The organism is Agrobacterium sp. 5Ca50 (assembly GCF_055381905.1).
This window is the reverse complement of sequence record NZ_AP026439.1, coordinates 207627-226060: the sequence shown is the minus strand read 5'-3', so window position 1 is coordinate 226060 and position 18434 is coordinate 207627. Positions and strand designations below refer to the sequence as shown.

15 protein-coding genes are annotated in these 18434 nt (G+C 56.1%); 9 read left to right on the top strand and 6 right to left on the bottom strand.

The window, feature by feature from the left end; translation table 11 throughout:
* Positions 1-45 precede the first annotated feature (45 nt).
* A complete protein-coding gene (locus ACZ5FM_RS18675; RefSeq protein ID WP_464040887.1) occupies positions 46-1317 on the top strand; it encodes a metallophosphoesterase family protein in 1272 nt (423 codons plus the stop codon).
* Positions 1317-4811: an ATP-binding protein gene (locus ACZ5FM_RS18670; protein ID WP_464040886.1), complete on the top strand. Its 3495-nt coding sequence runs from the start codon at positions 1317-1319 to the stop codon at positions 4809-4811. The genes ACZ5FM_RS18675 and ACZ5FM_RS18670 overlap by 1 nt, the downstream gene beginning before the upstream one ends.
* Positions 4812-4927: 116 nt before the next feature.
* Here ACZ5FM_RS18670 and ACZ5FM_RS18665 read toward each other — a convergent pair whose 3' ends face one another.
* Positions 4928-5749 (bottom strand): bifunctional allantoicase/(S)-ureidoglycine aminohydrolase, encoded by an 822-nt coding sequence (locus ACZ5FM_RS18665; protein ID WP_250984410.1) that lies wholly within the window; start codon positions 5747-5749, stop codon positions 4928-4930.
* 281 nt (positions 5750-6030) lie between these two features.
* Between ACZ5FM_RS18665 and ACZ5FM_RS18660 the strand changes: the two genes are divergently transcribed.
* The 7 genes from ACZ5FM_RS18660 (at position 6031) to ACZ5FM_RS18630 (ending at position 13261) form a co-directional block, all read left to right on the top strand.
* A complete protein-coding gene (locus ACZ5FM_RS18660) occupies positions 6031-7623 on the top strand; it encodes an ABC transporter substrate-binding protein (RefSeq protein ID WP_464041052.1) in 1593 nt (530 codons plus the stop codon).
* A 79-nt stretch (positions 7624-7702) separates the two neighbouring features.
* Complete coding sequence (locus ACZ5FM_RS18655; protein ID WP_464040885.1) at positions 7703-8656, top strand: ABC transporter permease; 954 nt, start codon at positions 7703-7705, stop codon at positions 8654-8656.
* 3 nt (positions 8657-8659) lie between these two features.
* Positions 8660-9550, top strand: a complete 891-nt coding sequence (locus ACZ5FM_RS18650; RefSeq protein WP_250984408.1) for an ABC transporter permease — start codon at positions 8660-8662, stop codon at positions 9548-9550.
* On the top strand, positions 9550-10599 hold the full coding sequence (locus ACZ5FM_RS18645) for an ABC transporter ATP-binding protein (RefSeq protein WP_259148895.1): 1050 nt from the start codon (positions 9550-9552) through the stop codon (positions 10597-10599). The genes ACZ5FM_RS18650 and ACZ5FM_RS18645 overlap by 1 nt, the downstream gene beginning before the upstream one ends.
* Position 10600: 1 nt before the next feature.
* Complete coding sequence (locus ACZ5FM_RS18640) at positions 10601-11563, top strand: ABC transporter ATP-binding protein (protein WP_275643305.1); 963 nt, start codon at positions 10601-10603, stop codon at positions 11561-11563.
* Between the two features lie 76 nt (positions 11564-11639).
* A complete protein-coding gene (locus tag ACZ5FM_RS18635) occupies positions 11640-12320 on the top strand; it encodes an aspartate/glutamate racemase family protein (protein ID WP_275643306.1) in 681 nt (226 codons plus the stop codon).
* 101 nt (positions 12321-12421) lie between these two features.
* Positions 12422-13261 (top strand): MurR/RpiR family transcriptional regulator, encoded by an 840-nt coding sequence (locus tag ACZ5FM_RS18630; protein WP_250984405.1) that lies wholly within the window; start codon positions 12422-12424, stop codon positions 13259-13261.
* A 43-nt stretch (positions 13262-13304) separates the two neighbouring features.
* On the opposite strand, the gene ACZ5FM_RS18625 is transcribed toward ACZ5FM_RS18630, so the two are convergent.
* From ACZ5FM_RS18625 to ACZ5FM_RS18605, 5 genes are read right to left on the bottom strand one after another with little or no spacing between them, the layout of a single operon-like run.
* Positions 13305-13931, bottom strand: a complete 627-nt coding sequence (locus ACZ5FM_RS18625; protein ID WP_250984404.1) for a dual specificity protein phosphatase family protein — start codon at positions 13929-13931, stop codon at positions 13305-13307.
* 45 nt (positions 13932-13976) lie between these two features.
* Positions 13977-14888, bottom strand: a complete 912-nt coding sequence (locus ACZ5FM_RS18620; protein ID WP_464040884.1) for an inositol monophosphatase family protein — start codon at positions 14886-14888, stop codon at positions 13977-13979.
* Between the two features lie 59 nt (positions 14889-14947).
* A complete protein-coding gene (locus tag ACZ5FM_RS18615) occupies positions 14948-16072 on the bottom strand; it encodes an ABC transporter substrate-binding protein (RefSeq protein ID WP_405049452.1) in 1125 nt (374 codons plus the stop codon).
* Positions 16073-16122: 50 nt separating this feature from the next.
* On the bottom strand, positions 16123-17262 hold the full coding sequence (locus ACZ5FM_RS18610) for an ABC transporter substrate-binding protein (protein WP_464040883.1): 1140 nt from the start codon (positions 17260-17262) through the stop codon (positions 16123-16125).
* 23 nt (positions 17263-17285) lie between these two features.
* The gene (locus ACZ5FM_RS18605) at positions 17286-18413 is read right to left on the bottom strand and encodes an ABC transporter substrate-binding protein (protein WP_464040882.1); all 1128 of its coding nucleotides are present in this window, start codon (positions 18411-18413) and stop codon (positions 17286-17288) included.
* Positions 18414-18434 lie beyond the last annotated feature (21 nt).

Genomic DNA, 18434 nt, shown 5'->3' with positions numbered 1-18434 from the left:
CATTCGTCACTTTACTTTGCCGGTGAATTCCTCGAAAAATGTCGCATGCCGTTCAGGTTCATTCATACCGCCGACCTTCATCTCGATTCTCCACTCCGTTCTCTGGCATTGCGAAACAGCGATCTTGCCGAGCTGATTGGTGACGCCACACGGCAAGCTTTTGCAGCCATCGTCGATCTGTGTATCGATGAGCAGGTCAACGCGCTGGTTATTGCCGGTGATCTCTATGACGGTGACCAGACCTCGATGAAAACTGCGCGCTTTCTGGCAAGCCAGATGCGTCGGCTGCATGAGGCAGGCATCGCCACCTTTGTCATCCGTGGCAATCATGATGCCCTGTCCCGCATCACCCAGGAATTGATCATGCCACCTTCCGTCACCGTATTTGGCGGACGGCCCCAGACCATTGATTTTGCCCATGGGGACCTCACGCTGGCCATTCATGGCCTGAGCTTTGCCAAACCGCATGCGCCGGAAAGCCTTCTCGAAAAATATCATCGCCCCACACCGGACGCGGTGAATATCGGCATCATGCATACAAGTTTGGCCGGAGCGCCCGGTCATGATCTTTACGCGCCATGCAAGGTATCTGACCTGCACGACTGGAATTTCGACTATTGGGCTCTTGGACACGTCCATGCCCGCACACAGCATAAGGGTGAGCGCACCGTCATCATGCCGGGCATGCCGCAGGGCCGCGACATCAATGAAAACGGCGAAAAGACCGTCACCCTGGTGACAGTCAACGATGATCGCAGCCTTACCATCGAAGAGCGCGCAACCAGCATCGCACAGTTTGAACGCATCCCGGTGGATCTGTCTTCAGCCGAAACCTGGCGTGAAACCGCAGATCTGATTGAGGCGGCCATGGGCAACGCCCGGGATCAAGCAAACTCGACGCATCTGGTTGGACGCCTGCGACTGACAGGGGCAACACCACTGTCCTTTCAGCTGCGTCGTGATCGAGACCTTTTATTGGCAGAAACCGAACAACGTGCCGAAAGCCTCGGACGGACCTGGATTGAAAAGATCGAAGTGGCGACGATAGCCCCAACAAGTGTCACGAGTGGAGATACGGCCGCCGATCCGGTACTCGAGCTTGGCGAGTTGATGCGTAACGACATCATCAAACAACATGGCATTCGTGAAGCAGTAAGGGATTTGGTCAAGGAATTGCGCGATGATCTGCCACCGGAGGCACGAGCATTCAGTGGCGATAACGAAGTGGCATTTGAAGCCTTGATTGACCAGCTTCTCGCGGAAGGCAGTGATGACATCCTCGCCCGGTTAAAACCGGAAGCGTCGGAGATCAACTGATGCGTCTGCGCAGGCTCGATCTCACCCGTTATGGCAAATTTACCGATTATTCGATCGACTTTGGCGAGCACAAAGCCGGCACGCCGGACCTGCACATTATCTACGGCCTCAACGAGGCAGGAAAATCGACCTCGCTGAATGCCTATCTCGATCTGCTGTTCGGCATCGAAGAACGCACGCGATACGGTTTCCTGCATCAGGGCAAGGCGATGGAGATTGGTGCCTGCCTCGAATTCGATGGTCAGGCCCATGAATTCAAACGTATCAAGCAGCGCAACAACTCACTGTTGAACGAACAGGGCCAACCGCTCAATGAGGGCGCGCTCAGTGTTCCGCTTGCCGGTCTGAGCCGTGATGCTTATCGCATGATGTTTTCGCTCGACGACCAGACGCTGGAAGATGGCGGCAACGCCATTCTGGAAAGCAAGGGCGACTTGGGCGAATTGCTGTTTTCGGCCAGTGCTGGCCTGGCAGGCGTCAGTTCCATTCTCGAAGCGGCCACCAGTGAAGCCGATGGGATTTTCCGCAAGCGCGCAAGCTCGACAAAAATTGCCAGCCTCAAGCGACAGATCGCAGACCTTAAATCGCAGCGCGACGAAATCGATACGCAGGCTTCTGCCTATCGGGCCCTGACGGCAGAACTGGAACAGGCCGAGGCGGCCTATGACGCCGTGATGAAGGAGATTAGTGCCGCAAAAACACGGCAGGATGAGATTGCGCGCGTTCTGCGCACCCATCCGCTTGTTGGTGAATACAACCGCGGCAAAGACCAGCTTTCGCAGTATGATGATTTGCCAAGGCCACCAGACGAATGGTCAACGGCACTCCCCAATCTCGTTGTCGAAGAGGCACGCTTTCAGACACGGTTGACCGGCCTTGACCAACGCGAACGAACACTTCGCGGCGAACTGGCCCAACTGGTTACCGATGAGCATCTATTGGCCACTGCCGAGCGGATCGATCAACTGGCCGATGCTGCAGCACGTTATGCCACGGCAGAGGAAGATTTGCCGAAAAGAAAAGAGGCATTGTCGCAGGCAAACCGCAAGCTCGACATGATCCTGGCATCCTTGGGGCATACCGACGTTAAGAACCCTAAAGCACTGCTGATACAGGCGGCTACGATCGGAATACTACGCGATCTGATCAGCGAAAAATCCGGCATTGACGTCGCGCTTTTGGCTGCTGAAAAAGAACACGTCGCGGCACAACAAGCTCTGGAGAACGAGCAACGGGCCCGTAAAACTCTGGATGTAGCCGTCGTTGCGCTCAACGCCAGCAGATTGGCACAGCTTCAGTCGACGCTGAACCGAGTGCGAAACGGTAATCTATCCGCAGAATTGCGTCTTGCGGAACGCAGTCTGACCACCAAACTTCAGGCTTTCGACGATGCCGTCGCCAGACTTTTCCCATGGTCGGGTGATGGAGACGCCCTCAGACGCATATCCTTACCGTCCGCTGATCGCCGTGAGACATGGAAATTGCGGCTTTCCGCGATCGAGCAACGTCGCGCCCAGATCATTGAACGGCAAAGAGAGCTTACGAGCCGACAGGACGAGGAAACCGCGAGGATTGCAGCCTTGCGCGCATCAGCCAGCATTCTGGATGATGAGCAGACTAAGCTCACCCTTACCGAACGGGATGAAATCTGGAAGCAGCACCTCGCCGCACTTGATCGGGAAACCGCCGCGCGTTTTGAAAAACAGATGCGAAAAACCGACGAGGTTGTCACCGCCCGTCTCGACAGAGCCAAGGAGTTGGAAGAACTGCGGTCCCTGACGGCAGCACTCGCTGTAACCACGGCCAATAATGAGCGACAGCGTCAATTGCTTGAAGAAACGAATGGCGAACTTGCGACGCTGCGCCACGAAATCCAGTCGGAGACACCTTCTGAAATCGAGCTCCCAACAGACGCCTCCCTTGCCAGTTGGCTGGCGAAAACAAGCCAATGGGCAGAAGGCCACGCCGCCGGATTGGCCGCCTGGGACGATTTACGCCAGACCTTACACAGCGTCGAACAGGCAAGAACAGCACTTGCAACAGAACAGGATGGCCTTGCGAAGGCCTTAAGTGCCAGTGGCGTTGAGATGGACGCACTTGATCTCACCGCCATGACACAGGCTGCGGAGAACCTGCTCTCCGACCACACGGCATTGCAAGCCAAACGAGTGGACGCCGACAAACGCATTGCAGAACTGGAAACGGCTGTTTCTCAGCGCAAGACAACACGTGATGGAGCCGCGAAAGCTTCTGAGGAGTGGCAACGCGGCTGGTCAAATGCACTGATGACCACGTGGTTTGCAGACAGGCAACACAGCATTGGCGCGGTCAGAGAACTTCTCGACGTTGTCGTTGCCCTGCCCGAAGCATTGCGTGAACAGGCCGACCTGCACCACCGCATCACATCGATGGAAGCCAACCAGAAATCCTTTGTCGACACTGTCGCGCAAATCTATGAGGTTCTCGGCGACACATGTGACGACACCGATCCTCTCACCGCAGCCAGAACCTTGATCAAGCGTCTTGACGAAGCCAGACACGTCGCCACAAAACGGCAGGAACGGGATCAGTCCCTTGCTGGTCTGGCGCTTGAGCGTGAGAACCTGGACAGCGAGATCGCACTTCACGCCGCACATAAAACCCAGATGACCGAGTTTTTTGGTGTCGAGACACTGGCAGAGGTGCGGCAGGCATTGGACCAGTCTGGCAACAGAGACAAGTTGGTGGCCCAGCAGCACAAGCTGGAACAGCAGATTTTCAGCGAGATGCAGATGCCGTCGCTGGATATTGCCATGGACAGTGCATCCGATGTCGATTTGAGCGAATTACAGCGCGAGCAAGCCGAACTTGTGGCACGCCTTGACGCTCTCGATGAACGCTCAAAGACCCTGTTTGCCAACAAGGCACGTGCGGCCGAGCGCCTGTCGGCGATTGGTGGCGATGATGCCGTCGCACGTCTTGAAGCCCAGCGCCGCACATTGCTGTTGGAGGTCGAAGATCTTGCGCTGCGTTATCTTCGGCTGCGCAGCGGCAATCTGATCGCTGAACATGGCATTCGTGCCTATCGCGACAAACATCGAAGCGCGATGATGAACCGGGCATCAGAGGCGTTTCGACTTATCACCCGCGGAGAATATAACGGCCTTGCAACGCGACCAGACAAAGACAAGGAAGTCCTGATCGGCCTGCCGCGAAACGGCGGCTCCAAGGTTGCCGTTGAAATGTCCAAGGGAACGCAATTTCAGCTGTATCTGGCACTGCGCCTGGCCGGATATGAAGAATTCGCCATGGCTCGCCCGTCCGTGCCGTTTATCGCTGACGACATTATGGAGACCTTCGACGAACCCCGCTCAGAAGAAGTATTCCGGCTGTTCGGGCGGATGGCTGAGGTCGGACAGGTCATCTACCTGACCCACCACAGGCATTTATGCGACATCGCGACCGAGAAACTCCCCTTCGCAAAGGTTCATGAAATTTCCTCTGTAACGGGCTGATCAATCGCTCCAGCACATACAATCCTTGCACAAAAACAAAAACGCGTGCTGCTCCAAAACAAATCTGGCTTGATGCAACACGCGTTTCCTAGGGATAATTATCCCGCTTGCTTAGACTACCAGAGCGAGGTGTGGCGGTTCACATCCTTGTAGAGCAGGTACCGGAAGCGGCCCGGTCCACCGGCATAACACGCTTGCGGGCAGAAAGAGCGCAGCCACATGAAGTCGCCGGCTTCGACCTCGACCCAATCCTGATTGAGCCGGTAAACGGCCTTGCCTTCAAGCACATAAAGGCCGTGTTCCATGACATGGGTTTCCATAAATGGAATGGTCGCGCCTGGCTCAAAGGTCACGATGTTGAGGTGCATGTCGTAACGCACATCATCGGGATCGATGAAACGGGTTGTCGCCCAGCGGCCATCCGTTCCAGGCATGGCCGAGAGCGAGCGCTCATCTTCATGCGCGAAAATCGCTGGCGGAAGTTCCAGTCCTTCAACCTCCTGGAAGACCTTGCGAACCCAGTGAAACTTCACAGCCTCGGTGCCGGGATTGTGCAATTTCCACGATGAACCAGCAGGGATATAGGCAAAGGAACCGCTTCGCAGCGTATGTTCACCGCCATCGTACTCGATGACCATGCCACCCTCGACGACAAAGATTGCCGCTTGTGCACGTTTGTCCGGCTCCGGACGGTCGCTACCGCCACCCGGCTGTACTTCCATCACATATTGCGAAAAGGTTTCAGAGAAACCGGTCAGTGGTCTGGAAAGGATCCAGGCGCGCGTCGCTTTCCAGTGCGGCAGAACGCTGGTGACAATGTCAGTGAGCACACTACGCGGAATAACGGCATAGGCGGTCGTAAAAACAGCCTTGCTCGACAGAAGTTCTGTCTGGCCCGGCAAGCCGCCAAACTGTGAGTGATATCGTTTCGTATCCATGGTTCATCTCCGCGGCGCACAATTGTGCATCTTCATTAGAAGCAGCACGAGTTTTAAGCAAACAATAAGTGGCGTCAGATTGCCACAACTCTTTCCAATTGCAACCCAAACAATTGTAAAACAACATGAAACTATATTTTCATACGAACTGGCATGAAAACTGCTTCTCACAAAACGACTGGACAGAGGTTCAGCATAAACAACAAGAGGGAAACAGCATGATGCAAATTGCGAGGCAGATACAGACCAAACCATCCATTCTGCGCGGATTGAAAAACTCCATGCTGGTCGGCGCCACTGCTTTGGCCCTGATCACCACAAATGCAGGTATTTCGCTGGCCGCTGGCACTTTGCGTATTGGCATGACCGCCTCGGACATTCCACTGACCACAGGTCAAACCGATCAGGGCGGCGAAGGTCAGCGTTTCATGGGTTACACCGTTTATGACTCGCTTGTTGAATGGGATCTGTCGAGCGCCGACAAACCATCGGTCCTCACCCCCGGCCTCGCACTGTCCTGGAATGTTGATCCGGCTGACAACTCCAAATGGACATTCAAGCTGCGTGAAAACGTCAAATTCCACGATGGCAGCACGTTTGATGCCGAGGCTGTCGTCTGGAACCTCGACAAATTGCTGAAAACCGACGCGCCGCAGTTCGACCAACGTCAATCCGCGCAAGGAAAATCACGTATTCCCGCAGTTGCAAGCTACCGGGTCGTCGACCCGACTACCGTCGAGATAACCACCAAGACCCCAGATGCAACCCTCCCCTATCAGTTAAGCTGGATCCTGCTGTCGTCTCCTGCCAACTGGGAAGCCCAGGGCAAAAGCTGGGAGGCAGTAGCGCAAAAACCGTCAGGCACCGGCCCTTGGAAACTTGAAAATGGCTTTACGCCACGTGAGCGGGCCGAACTGACGCCAAACACCGAATATTGGGACAAAAACCGCGTTCCGAAGCTCGATAAACTCGTCCTGATCCCCTTGCCAGAAGCCAACACCCGCATCGCAGCCCTTCGCTCCGGTGAAGTGGACTGGATCGAGGCGCCCGCACCGGATTCTGCCCAATCGGTCAAGGATGCCGGTTTCAACATCGTCACGAACGCCTATCCGCATAACTGGACTTGGCACCTTTCGCGTATCGAAGGTTCACCGTGGAACGACATCAGGGTCCGCAAGGCCGCAAACCTCGCCGTTGATCGCGACGGCCTGAACGAGTTGCTGGGTGGTTTTTCAGTGCCAGCCCAGGGATATCTGCCTCCGGGGCATCAGTGGTTTGGCAAGCCAGATTTCAAACTCGAATATAATGTCGAGGCCGCCACCAAGCTGATGGAGGAAGCCGGTTACGGCCCGGACAAACGCTTGAAGACCAAGGTTATCATTTCCTCGTCAGGTTCCGGCCAGATGCTGCCACTGGCGATGAATGAATATATCCAACAGACGCTGGCTGAAATCGGCATCGACGTCGAGTTCGAAGTGGCAGACTGGAACACCGTCATCAACATCTGGCGTGCAGGGGCAAAGGATGCCAGCTCGAAGGGCGGCACCGCGGTCAACTACAGCTACTTCATCCAGGATCCGTTCAGCGCGATGATCCGTCAGTCACAGTGCAATCTCGCACCGCCAGCTGGCACCAACTGGGGTTTCTATTGTGATCCGGAAATGGATGCCTTGTTCGATAAGGTCCGCAATGCATTTGACCCGGCAGAACAGGACAAGGTCCTGCAGCAGGTTCACGAAAAATACGTCAACGATGCCCTGTTCCTGATGGTCACCCATGACGTCAACACACGCGCCATGTCCGCAAAGGTCAAAGGCTTCGTGCAGGCACAGAACTGGTTCCAGGATTTTTCGCAAATCACCATCGAACCCTGATCCATCGCAATGAAAAGGATATGCCGGATACCCGGCATATCCCAGCTGCCCGATCCAACCCATTTCCAAGCGAGGACCAATGCTGGCGTATGGTTTGAAACGACTTCTGCATGTCATACCGGTCGCCATAGGCGTCAGTGTCGTATGCTTCCTGCTGATCCACATCGCCCCGGGCGATCCGCTCGCCGCCGTACTGCCTTCCGATGCCTCGGCTGAGCTCCAGGCACAGATGCGTAGCTTCTATGGCCTCAACCAGCCTCTACCCATACAATATCTGATGTGGATGTGGCGTGCCCTGCAAGGTGATCTTGGCATGTCGATTGCCACCGGTCGTCCGGTCCTCGGCGAGATCGTCTCAGCTTCGATTAATTCCATCATTCTAGCTGTGGCTGCAACGCTCATCGGCTTCACGCTGGGAACCGCCCTTGGTTTTATGGCAGGTGTGTTTCGCGGCACATGGATTGACCGCATTGCATCGGCCATTTCCATGCTCGGCGTCAGCATCCCGCATTACTGGTTGGGCATGGTGCTGGTTATCATCTTCTCGGTCACGCTCGGCTGGCTTCCCGCCATGGGCGGCGGACCCGGTGGTTCGGACGGTCGCACCATTGGCTGGGATTACATCCGCTACCTGATCCTGCCAGCCGTCACCATGTCGGTGATACCGATGGGCATTATCGCTCGGACGATCCGCTCACTGGTTGCCGATATTCTGGCGCAGGATTTCACGCAGGCTCTGGCCGCCAAGGGGTTGATGACCAGGCAGGTTCTGCGGCACGTGGTGCGCAATGTCGCGCCGACAGCTATTTCTGTCATGGGCCTGCAGCTTGGTTATCTGCTCGGTGGCTCGATCATTATCGAAACCGTGTTCTCCTACCCCGGCACAGGTTTTCTGCTGAATGGTGCCATTTTTACTCGCGACTTGCCGGTGCTGCAAGGCACAATACTGGTGCTCGCGATCTTCTTCGTCCTCGTCAATCTGATCGTCGATGTGCTGCAAAGCGCCATCGATCCGCGCATTCAAAGGAGCTGAGGCATGGCAGTCATTACCGCAGATCCCGTTACCGATGCTCCGCGCATCGCCCGCTCTCCCGGTTTCTGGCATGGCGTCGTCCAACGCATCTGTCGTGATCCGGTGGCATTGATTGCACTTTCCATCATCGTGCTGCTCGTTGCTATCGCCATTTTTGCACCCTATCTGGCACCTCACGACCCGACCAAAGCCAATGTCATTCGTCGACTGCGGCCAATCGGAACACCCGGCCATTGGCTGGGCACCGATGAGCTTGGCCGCGACATGCTCTCTCGTTTGATCTACGGCACACGACTATCGCTGATCATGGGCGTTGTCCCGGTCCCGATCGCATTTGTCATCGGTTCGACAATCGGCATCATCGCCGGTTATGCTGGCGGTCTCACCAACACGCTGATCATGCGCACCGTTGACGTCTTTTATGCCTTTCCTTCAGTGCTGCTGGCTGTTGCACTGTCGGGTGCCCTCGGGTCCGGCCTTGCCAATGCCATGGTCTCGCTGACCGTTGTGTTTATACCCCAGATCGCTCGTATCGCAGAAAGTGTGACAACACAGGTCAGAGGGCTGGATTATGTCGATGCAGCCCGCGCGTCCGGTGCACGTGCTCCGACTATCATCAGCGTGCATATTCTGGGCAATGTCCTCGGCCCGATCTTCGTTTTTGCCACCAGCCTGATTTCGGTATCCATGATCCTCGCATCCGGCCTTTCATTCCTCGGTCTCGGTGCCCGCCCACCGGATGCCGAATGGGGACTGATGCTCAATACATTGCGCACTGCGATCTACGTCAATCCACTGGTCGCAGCGCTGCCGGGAGTGATGATTTTCATCACATCGATCAGCTTTAATCTTTTCTCTGACGGGCTGCGCTCAGCCATGGATGTGAAGTCATGATGGACCTTACAAATGATAAGGAAGATCCGCGTGATCGCGGCGGACCGGCGCAGCCTCTGATTTCGGCACGTCGGTTATTGAAGCACTTTCCGGTCAAATCATCCGGGCTGTTTCAACCGAAAAAGGTCGTGCGCGCCGTTGATGGTGTCGATTTCGACATTCTCAAGGGCGAAACCCTTGGCGTGGTGGGCGAAAGCGGGTGCGGCAAATCCACGACGGCACGGTTGTTGATGCAGTTGATCAAACCCGACCAAGGCGAACTGCTGTTTGACGGTGAAACGGTTGGTGGCACCCTGCCGCTGACGGACTATCGCCGTCAGGTCCAGATGGTGTTTCAGGACAGTTACGCGTCACTAAATCCGCGCCTCACCATGGAAGAATCCATCGCCTTCGGTCCACAGGTTCACGGTGTACCGATCAACAAGGCCCTGGCGCGGGCTCATGACCTGCTACACCGCGTCGGACTTGAGCCCAGCCGTTTTGCAGGACGGTATCCGCATGAATTGTCAGGCGGTCAGCGCCAGCGCGTCAACATTGCCCGCGCCTTGGCTCTGGAACCGCGTCTGGTCATTCTCGATGAAGCCGTGTCCGCGCTGGATAAATCAGTCGAAGCGCAGGTCCTCAATCTTCTGCTCGATCTGAAACGTGATTTCGGCCTGACCTACCTGTTCATCTCGCACGACCTGAACGTCGTACGCTTCATGTGCGACAGGGTCATGGTCATGTATCTGGGTAAGGTTGCAGAAATCGGCAGCCGCGACGCGATTTTCGACCATACCAGACACCCTTATTCTGCCGCCCTTCTGGCATCCATGCCCAAGATGGATCCCGCAGAACGAACAATGGAGACACCACTGGCGGGTGATCCCCCAAACCCGATCGACCCACCGTCAGGTTGTCGTTTTCATACCCGCTGCTCCCTCGCTGAAGAGATCTGCAGCATATCCGTTCCGCCGCTTGCAAATGTATCTGCGCAGCAACAGGCCGCCTGTCTCATGTCCCTTTCGGGATCGGGACACAGCAAGGCCCACGCCATGATGGAGGCATGAGATGATTAGTCCGATGATCGATATCAGCAATCTCTCGGTGACGTTCAATCGCGGTCGCCGTCCGGTAAAAGCGGTGAGCGGCGTCAGTCTTTCGGTGCAATCCGGCGAAGTCGTGGCACTGCTCGGCGAATCCGGCTCTGGCAAAAGCGTAACGATGCGCTCGCTTTTGCGGCTACATCCCAAAGGCACAACAATGGACGGCTCTATGGTCGTCGGCGGCCGTGACATCACCGGCCTTTCAAAACGAGAATTGGGCAATTTTCGTGGCGCGGTCGTTTCCATGGTGTTTCAGGAACCCCGTCTGGCTCTGGATCCGGTCTATACTCTCGGGCGACAGATCGAGGAAACCATCATGCGCCACGAGCGAGTTTCCAGAAAGGAGGCCGCAGAGCGTGCGCTCGCCCTGTTTCAGAAGGTAAAAATCCCCTCGCCTGAACGCCGCCTGCAAAACTATCCGCATGAAATGTCGGGCGGAATGTTGCAACGATCAATGATTGCCATGGCGCTGGCCTGCAATCCGAAGGTTCTTCTGGCCGATGAGCCAACCACCGCGCTGGATGCAACCGTGCAGATACAGATCCTGCTGCTGATCCGCGAGTTGCAAAAGGAATATGGACTGTCGGTCATTTTCGTAACCCATGATATCGGCGTTGCCGCAGAGGTCGCAGACCGGATCGCCGTCATGTATGCGGGTCGCATTGTTGAAGAAGGCACGGTCAGTGACATTATCAAGAACCCTCGACATCCCTATACCAAGGGGCTGCTTGGCGCACGCGTTGAGCTTGCTCACGGCCGCGACCGCCTGATCACCATTCCCGGATCACCGCCGGATCTCGCAAATATGCCACCCGGCTGCTCCTTTGCACCGCGCTGCTCGCAGGCGGTGCAAAGCTGCCATTCGACGGTGCCGAGGCTGGTTGGCACTGACACGAATGGGCAGGTTGCCTGCCTTCAATACACCTAGCGTTTGCCTTATCGTGTTCCAAAAATAAAAATGAACAAGGGAGGTGGGCGTCCCTGTACCGGACGCCCCAAATGACATGACACATATAACCCTCATCAACCCTAATACATCAAAGCACACGACGGCGATGATGACGGAGATTGCCCGTGGCCTGTTACCACCTGGCGTGACGATTGATGGCGTCACCGCAGAGCGTGGTGTGCCGATGATCATCGATGATCGGCAACTTGCCGCATCCGTCGCTGGCGTGGTGGAAATGGGGCTCGCAGCGGCCTCCCGCTCAGATGGCATCATTATCAGTGCCTTTGGTGACCCCGGCATCGACCAGTTGCGGCCATTGGTCGATATTCCCGTGGTTGGCATTTGCGAAGCGGGCATGCTGGAAGCGTCGAAGGGCGGACGCCGCTTTGGTATTGCCACCGTGACACCTGATCTCGTGGCGAGTTTCTCCAGCAAGGCAATCGGCCTTGGCCTTGGCCATCTCTATACCGGCACCCGTCTGACCCCTGACGACCCGCTTGAACTGGCGTCCAATGCCATCGCTCTTGAAGACGCACTGGCGATAACCGTGCAGCAGTCTTTCGAGCTGGATGGCGCTGAGGCCGTGATTATTGGCGGCGGCCCCTTGGGGCAGGCGGCTGTCGGGCTTGCCCCTCGCTTCAAGATACCAGTTATTGCACCGATCAGTACTGCGGTTGAACAGTTGCTACGTCACATGGCAGACAGATCGGGCAACATGCGCGAGGCATGCTCGTGAGAGCGCCCTCCCACCGACATTCATCATCCAGAAGCATTCTGGTTGCTAATACCGCTACGCCTGTCAAAACTGCGACAGCAGATAATCTGGTGGAGTTAGGTGTGCCGAAAGAAAAGTCGTTTCTGTTTCGCGTAAGACAGGCGCTTCCCGAGCTTCACCCCGCAGAACGCCGGCTTGGTGAGTTCGTCTGCGATTTTCCCGGCGAACTGGCCAGCTATTCTGCACAGGAACTGGCGGCGTTGGCCCATGTCTCGAAAGCCACCGTCTCGCGTTTTGTGCAACGGTTGGGGTACGATAATTACGAAGAAGCCCGTCGCCATGCCCGCACCGAAAAACAGACGGGATCGCGGCTGTTTCTGACGACTTCAGCGGATGCATCGTCCACCCAGTCGGTCAAAGCACATGTGGCTCAAGGGATCGTCAATATCGAGGCAACGTTCCTGTCAATCACTGATCATCAGATCGATGCCATTGCCGAGGCAACATTGGCGGCAAGAAAGGTTTGGGTCATCGGATTTCGCAGCAGCCAGCCGTTCGCAGCCTATATGCAATGGCAACTGACTCAGGTGATCGAAAACATCGTCGCCATCCCGGGCCCCGGGCAAACCTTGGGAGAGCACCTCGTCAGTTTCCGACCCGATGACGTGGTCATTCTGTTTGGTCTTCGCCGTCGTGTCGCAACCATGGACACGCTGCTGGAACAGATTGCAAAATCAAAGGCAAAGCTCGTATACATCACCGATGAAGGCGCTCCGCTGCTGACCACGGCAGCCTGGCATCTTCACTGCCAGACGTTAGCGCCCGGCCCATTGTTCAACCACACATCGGTTCTCACTCTCTGCCATCTGCTGATCACCCGATGCTTGGAAAAAGCAGATATCGCGGGCCGCGCCAGACTGCGCAGCATCGAGGCACTGAACGACAGTCTGGACGAGCTTTAGCCGGACAGCATTTCATCCAGTCTGCCCAGCATCATGTCGACCGCTAGGCCGAGCGGTCGATCATCTTGATCCATTCGGCGGCACGCCGTGCCGCATTCGCCAACACCGGCTTTGGTGCCTTGTACCACTCATCTTCCGGCAACTCGCGACGAGCGCGGACATGGTCGACTGCCGCTTCCAGGGTCGGAAACTCATCCGGCAGGGTCAGGTGCAGAAACAGCGAAACGACGGCAACCGAACGGGACCGGCCACCGCGGCAGTTTACCAGCACGCTGCCACGTTCCCGACGAGGATAAGAGGGTTTGTCGGGAAGTATCTGCTCCAACGCCGCCCGGAAGATATAATGAGCCGCCACCATCTGCGTGTCCGGATTGCCATCGCCATCGATTAAGCCAATCTTGTAATAACGGATTTCGCCCGGCCCATATACGCTGCCTTCGTGGTCCGACACGACCTGCGGCTGACGGACATAGTTGAAGTCGAGATTGACAGCGCAATTGACGACGGTGGTAATACCGTTGCGACGCAAAAGATCGAGATCGCTTGCGCCTTCCTTACCCGAAATAAACAGATCGACCCCATAGGTCGGGTGACGCTCATAGATCAGGCTGAGTTTCGGCAGTTCGCGGCTTTCCGGCATCTGCGGTTTTCTGGTTTCAATGTGCTGCATATTTTCCTCCGCAAATGACGGCTTACCTTGATTGCTTCAACCCGATTATCCGACCCGGGTCGATGTCTGTATCTGGCTAGCCTTGGCGATACGGGTTTCCGAAATGGAACGGGCAACATGCTCAAGCGCCGGATAGTTCGCACCTTCGCCTGTTGCGATGTAACCGGGGCACAGAAAATCGAGTGAACCCGGCGCCACCTTGCCCAGCGTCAGCGGCTCATACTGGCCACCGGCATTTTTGAGAATAAGCGTGGCCGCTGCCACGTCCCAGGCATTGACCCCAAACCCGGTGGCGGCATCAGCCCAACCGACTGCGACATGGGCGATACTGAGGGCTGCACTGCCCGGACGACGCAGCGTCGAAAAGGTCTCTACCAGCACCCCAAAATTGGCGAGAGCTACCTCCTTGCCGTCCAGACGGAAGTCACGCGAAACCGGATAACCGGTAATCAGGGTTGCCTTGGCCTCATCGGCAACCGAACGGGAACGGATCGCCTCATCATTGAGATAGGCAAATTCAAGATCGGCGGCAAACATCAGATCTGCCACCGGGTCCAGTATCGCGCCGGCAACCACCTCACCGTCAATGACAGCTGCAATCGATACGCACCAGAATGCCAGACCGCGGGCAAAATTTGCGGTGCCATCAATCGGGTCGACATACCACTGGATGTCACCTGAACCGATCTGGCCACCTTCCTCACCCATGATCGCCGAATTAGGCTCACGCTCCAGAATGAAGGCACGGATCGTCGCCTCGGCCCGTTTGTCATGGACTGTCACAATGTCATGCAGATCGACTTTGTAATCAATCGTCATGTTCGACCGAAAAGCCTCCAGAAGCGGCGCACGAACTGCAAGTGCCGCTGATTTCGCAAGCTCCATCAACCGTCGGGATCGGGCAAGTGCATCCTCTGAAGCAGGCTGCGGGCTGGTGGAATTCTTGTCGGTCGACATGTATGTTTTACCTCTTTGCGATGGAAAAGCCGGCGCGGCCAAAACCGCGCCGGACAACGTTACTTCTTGTAATTGACCCGCCAGAAGTCCTGCCACTCTTCACGACGATCAAAGTCGTCGAGGCCGGTTGCCGAACGATAGCCGAGTAGCTTATCGGCGACCTTTGCAAGACCCGATGGCTCATCATCCGGCACCTTGATGTCGGTATTGGTCGGGATTTTCCCGTCCTTCATCTGCGGTGTAATGCCTTCTTCCGTCAGAATGTAATGGACAAAAAGCTTTGCGGTGTTGGGGCTTTTCGTTTTGGAGGCAATCAGACCAAGCTTGATGTAGGTCCAGCCCACCCACGGATCGAGGTCGGCACACACGCCGAGCTTATATCCCTTGTCTCCATTATCGCGAAACTTGGCGGAGCTTAGCAGCCCAATGAACGGTTCTTTCTGGCCAGCAGCACCAACGGCTTCAGCCACCGGGTCGTCGCCATCGGTGGCAAGTGGTGCATTTTGTGCCAGTGCCTTGATCCACGCGGCAGCGGCACTTTTCTCCGACGTTTCCAGATCCTTGCCGAAATGCGCCTTGTAAGCGGCGGCAACCTTGTCATTGCCATGTGTTTCAAGCTGGTTGAACCAGTCGGTGTAAGTGCCCTTGGTAAGCGGATCAACCAGAGCAACCTTGCCCTTCCACTTGGTCTCCGTCAGTTCCCAGATATTGCTGACCGGGCACTTGTCGTAAGCCTCGGTATTGTAGGCCCAGACGTTGGCATTGGTCGAAATTGCCAATGGGTCCTGAAACTCCTCGGGAATTTTCGACGCCATATCGCCGGGCAGATAATTCTCGACAAAACCTTCCGGCAAAAGCTGCGCAAGGGCGGCCGGCGCGTCGGTGATCAGCACCACATCACCCTGCACATTGCTGGACTGGCTTTCACGAATGATCATTTCGAGCTGGCTATTGGCAGACACCTTCATGCCGGTCACCTTCAGCCCATATTTGTTGCTGAAGTTCTCGGCCATCTCGACGATCTTGCCTGTGCTGTCGTAGATGTTGATTGGTTTTTCCTGCTTGGCCGCAGCGACCAGAGCATCGAGATCAAAGGCTTCTTCGGCCCGCAAAGATCCCGCTGAGACACCCGCCAAAAGGCTGGTGGCCAGCAGCACCCGCATCATATGCTTTCCATTGCGCATGACTTCCCCTCCCAAGGAAAATAGGGCAGGCCTCCCGCCTGCCCCGTGCTTCATTTTTTGTAGTTGACCCGCCAGAAATCCTGCCAGCTTTCACGCTTGTCCAGGTCCTCAGCAGCGGTGCTCGCATCAAATGCCATCAGCTCGTCGAGATGCTTGGCGATGCCCGATGGCTCATCTGCTGGCAGGCCAATCTTCGAGTTGCCCGATATCTTGCCGTCGGCGATTTGCGGAGCGATGCCCTCTTCAGTCATCAGGTAGCGTACAAAGAGTTTTGCGGCGTTGGGGCTTTTCGTCTGGCCTGCAATCAGACCAAAACCGGGATACAGAAAGCCGGTAAAGGGCTGTACGCCAGTGCAAAGACCAAGCTTCAGGCCCTTGGATTCATTGTCACGGTATTTTGCCGTGGACGTGATCACGAAGAAAGGTTCGGCCTGTCCCGGCGCCCCGGCAGCTTCTGCCACGGTCGAAGAATCCGACAATAGCGGCGCATTTTCCGCAAATGCCTTCACCCAGGAGGCCGTCGCCGTCTGATTGGTCGTATCAAGCGGTTTGCCGTAAAGCGCTTCATAGGCCTTGGCGACATCCTCATCGTGATGGGTCTCAATCTGGTTGAACCAGTCGGCATAAAGCGGCTTGTCGAAGAGGTCGAGCATAGCAAGCTTGCCCTTCCACTGCGGTTCCGTCAGTTGCCAGATATTGCTGACCGGGCACTTGTCGTATTTTTCAGTGTTATAGGTCCACACATGCGGGTCGGAAACGACAACAAGCGGGTCGCGCAGCTTTTCGGAAATGTCATTCGTCAAATCCGGTGGCGTCCAGCTGCTGACGATACCCTGCGGCAGCAACTCGCCCATGGCGGAGGCCACATCGGTGGCGACACTGACGTCACCAACGATATTACCGGCCTGGTGCTCGCGGATCATCAGTTCGATCTGCGTTGCTTCGTTCACCTTTTTGCCGCTGGCCTGAACACCATACTTTTCGGTGAAAGACTTCGCGGTATCAACGATTTTGCCGGTGACAGCATAGACGGTGATCGGTGGCTCCTTTTTAGCCGCATCAATCAGCGCGTCGAGATTAAAGGCATCTTCTGCACGGGCCGCGCCACTGAGAGCTGTTGCAACCAGCAGTGCAACGGCGGATACCGCCGATTTGCGCCGATCAAGCTTGGTTCGTTTGGTTTGGGTCATGATATCAACTCCACATCCGCCATTCATTTTCGGTAATTCATCCGCCAGAAATCCTGCCAGTCCTCGCGCGCATCCCAATCTTCGAGAGCGCTTGCCATGCTGTACGGCAGCACCTGATCAAGAACCGCGCCAATGCCGGACGGCTCGTCCGAAGGCAGGCTGACATCACGGTTGGTGGACATCTTTCCGTCGATTGCCTGCGGCGCGATGCCTTCAGCAGTCATCACGTAATGCATGAAGAGCTTGGCGGCGTTCGGACTGTCCGTGCCCTTGGTGATCAGGCCAACCCCGGGATAAAGCCAGCCGAGCCATGGTTTCAAATCCTTGCAGAGGCCGAGTTTCATGTCCTTGTCGGCGTTATCACGGAACTTGGCAGAGCTGATCAGCCCCATGAATGGCTCAGACTGGCCCGGTGCACCCACCGCATCTGCAGCCGCCGCATCGGCATCGGTCAGAAGCGGAGCATTCACTGCGAGCGCCTTGATCCAAGCTGCCGTTGCCGTTTCCTCGCCCTTTTCAAGGTCCTTGCCGTAGAATTCCTTGTAAGCGGCTGCGACCTTGTCATCGCCGTGTTTGGCCATCTGGTTGAACCAGTCGACATAGGACGCCTTGCCGAGCGGGTCCTGCATAGCAACCTTGCCCTTCCACTTTGGCTCGGTCAGTTCCCAGATGTTGGTGACAGGGCATTTGTCGAACAGTTCAGTGTTGTAGGCCCATACATTGGCGCTGTTCACCACGGTCAACGGCGACTGGTATTCTGCAGGGATCTTGTCTGCGAGATCCGGTGGCAGCCAGCTTTCCGCAAATCCTTGAGGTATCAGCTGCGCCATGGCGGCTGGAGCATCGCTGATAATCGACACGTCGCCCTGAATATTGTTGGCACGCGCCTCACGAATGATCATCTCAAGCTGTGCTGTTGCCTTGACCTTCGAACCTTCGGCGGAAAGTCCGTATTTTTTGGCAAAGTTTGCAGCCATTTCGACAATCTTGCCGGTACTGTCATAGACAGTGATCGGCTTTTCTTTTTTTGCAGCCTCAACCAGGGCATCGAGGTTAAAAGGCTCCTCCGCCTTCACCACGCCCCCCAGAGTTGTCAAAACCGCGGCCGTTAACAAAAACCGGCCCATGCATCCCTTCACGTCACGCTTCATACTGCTTCTCCTCCAGCAAGC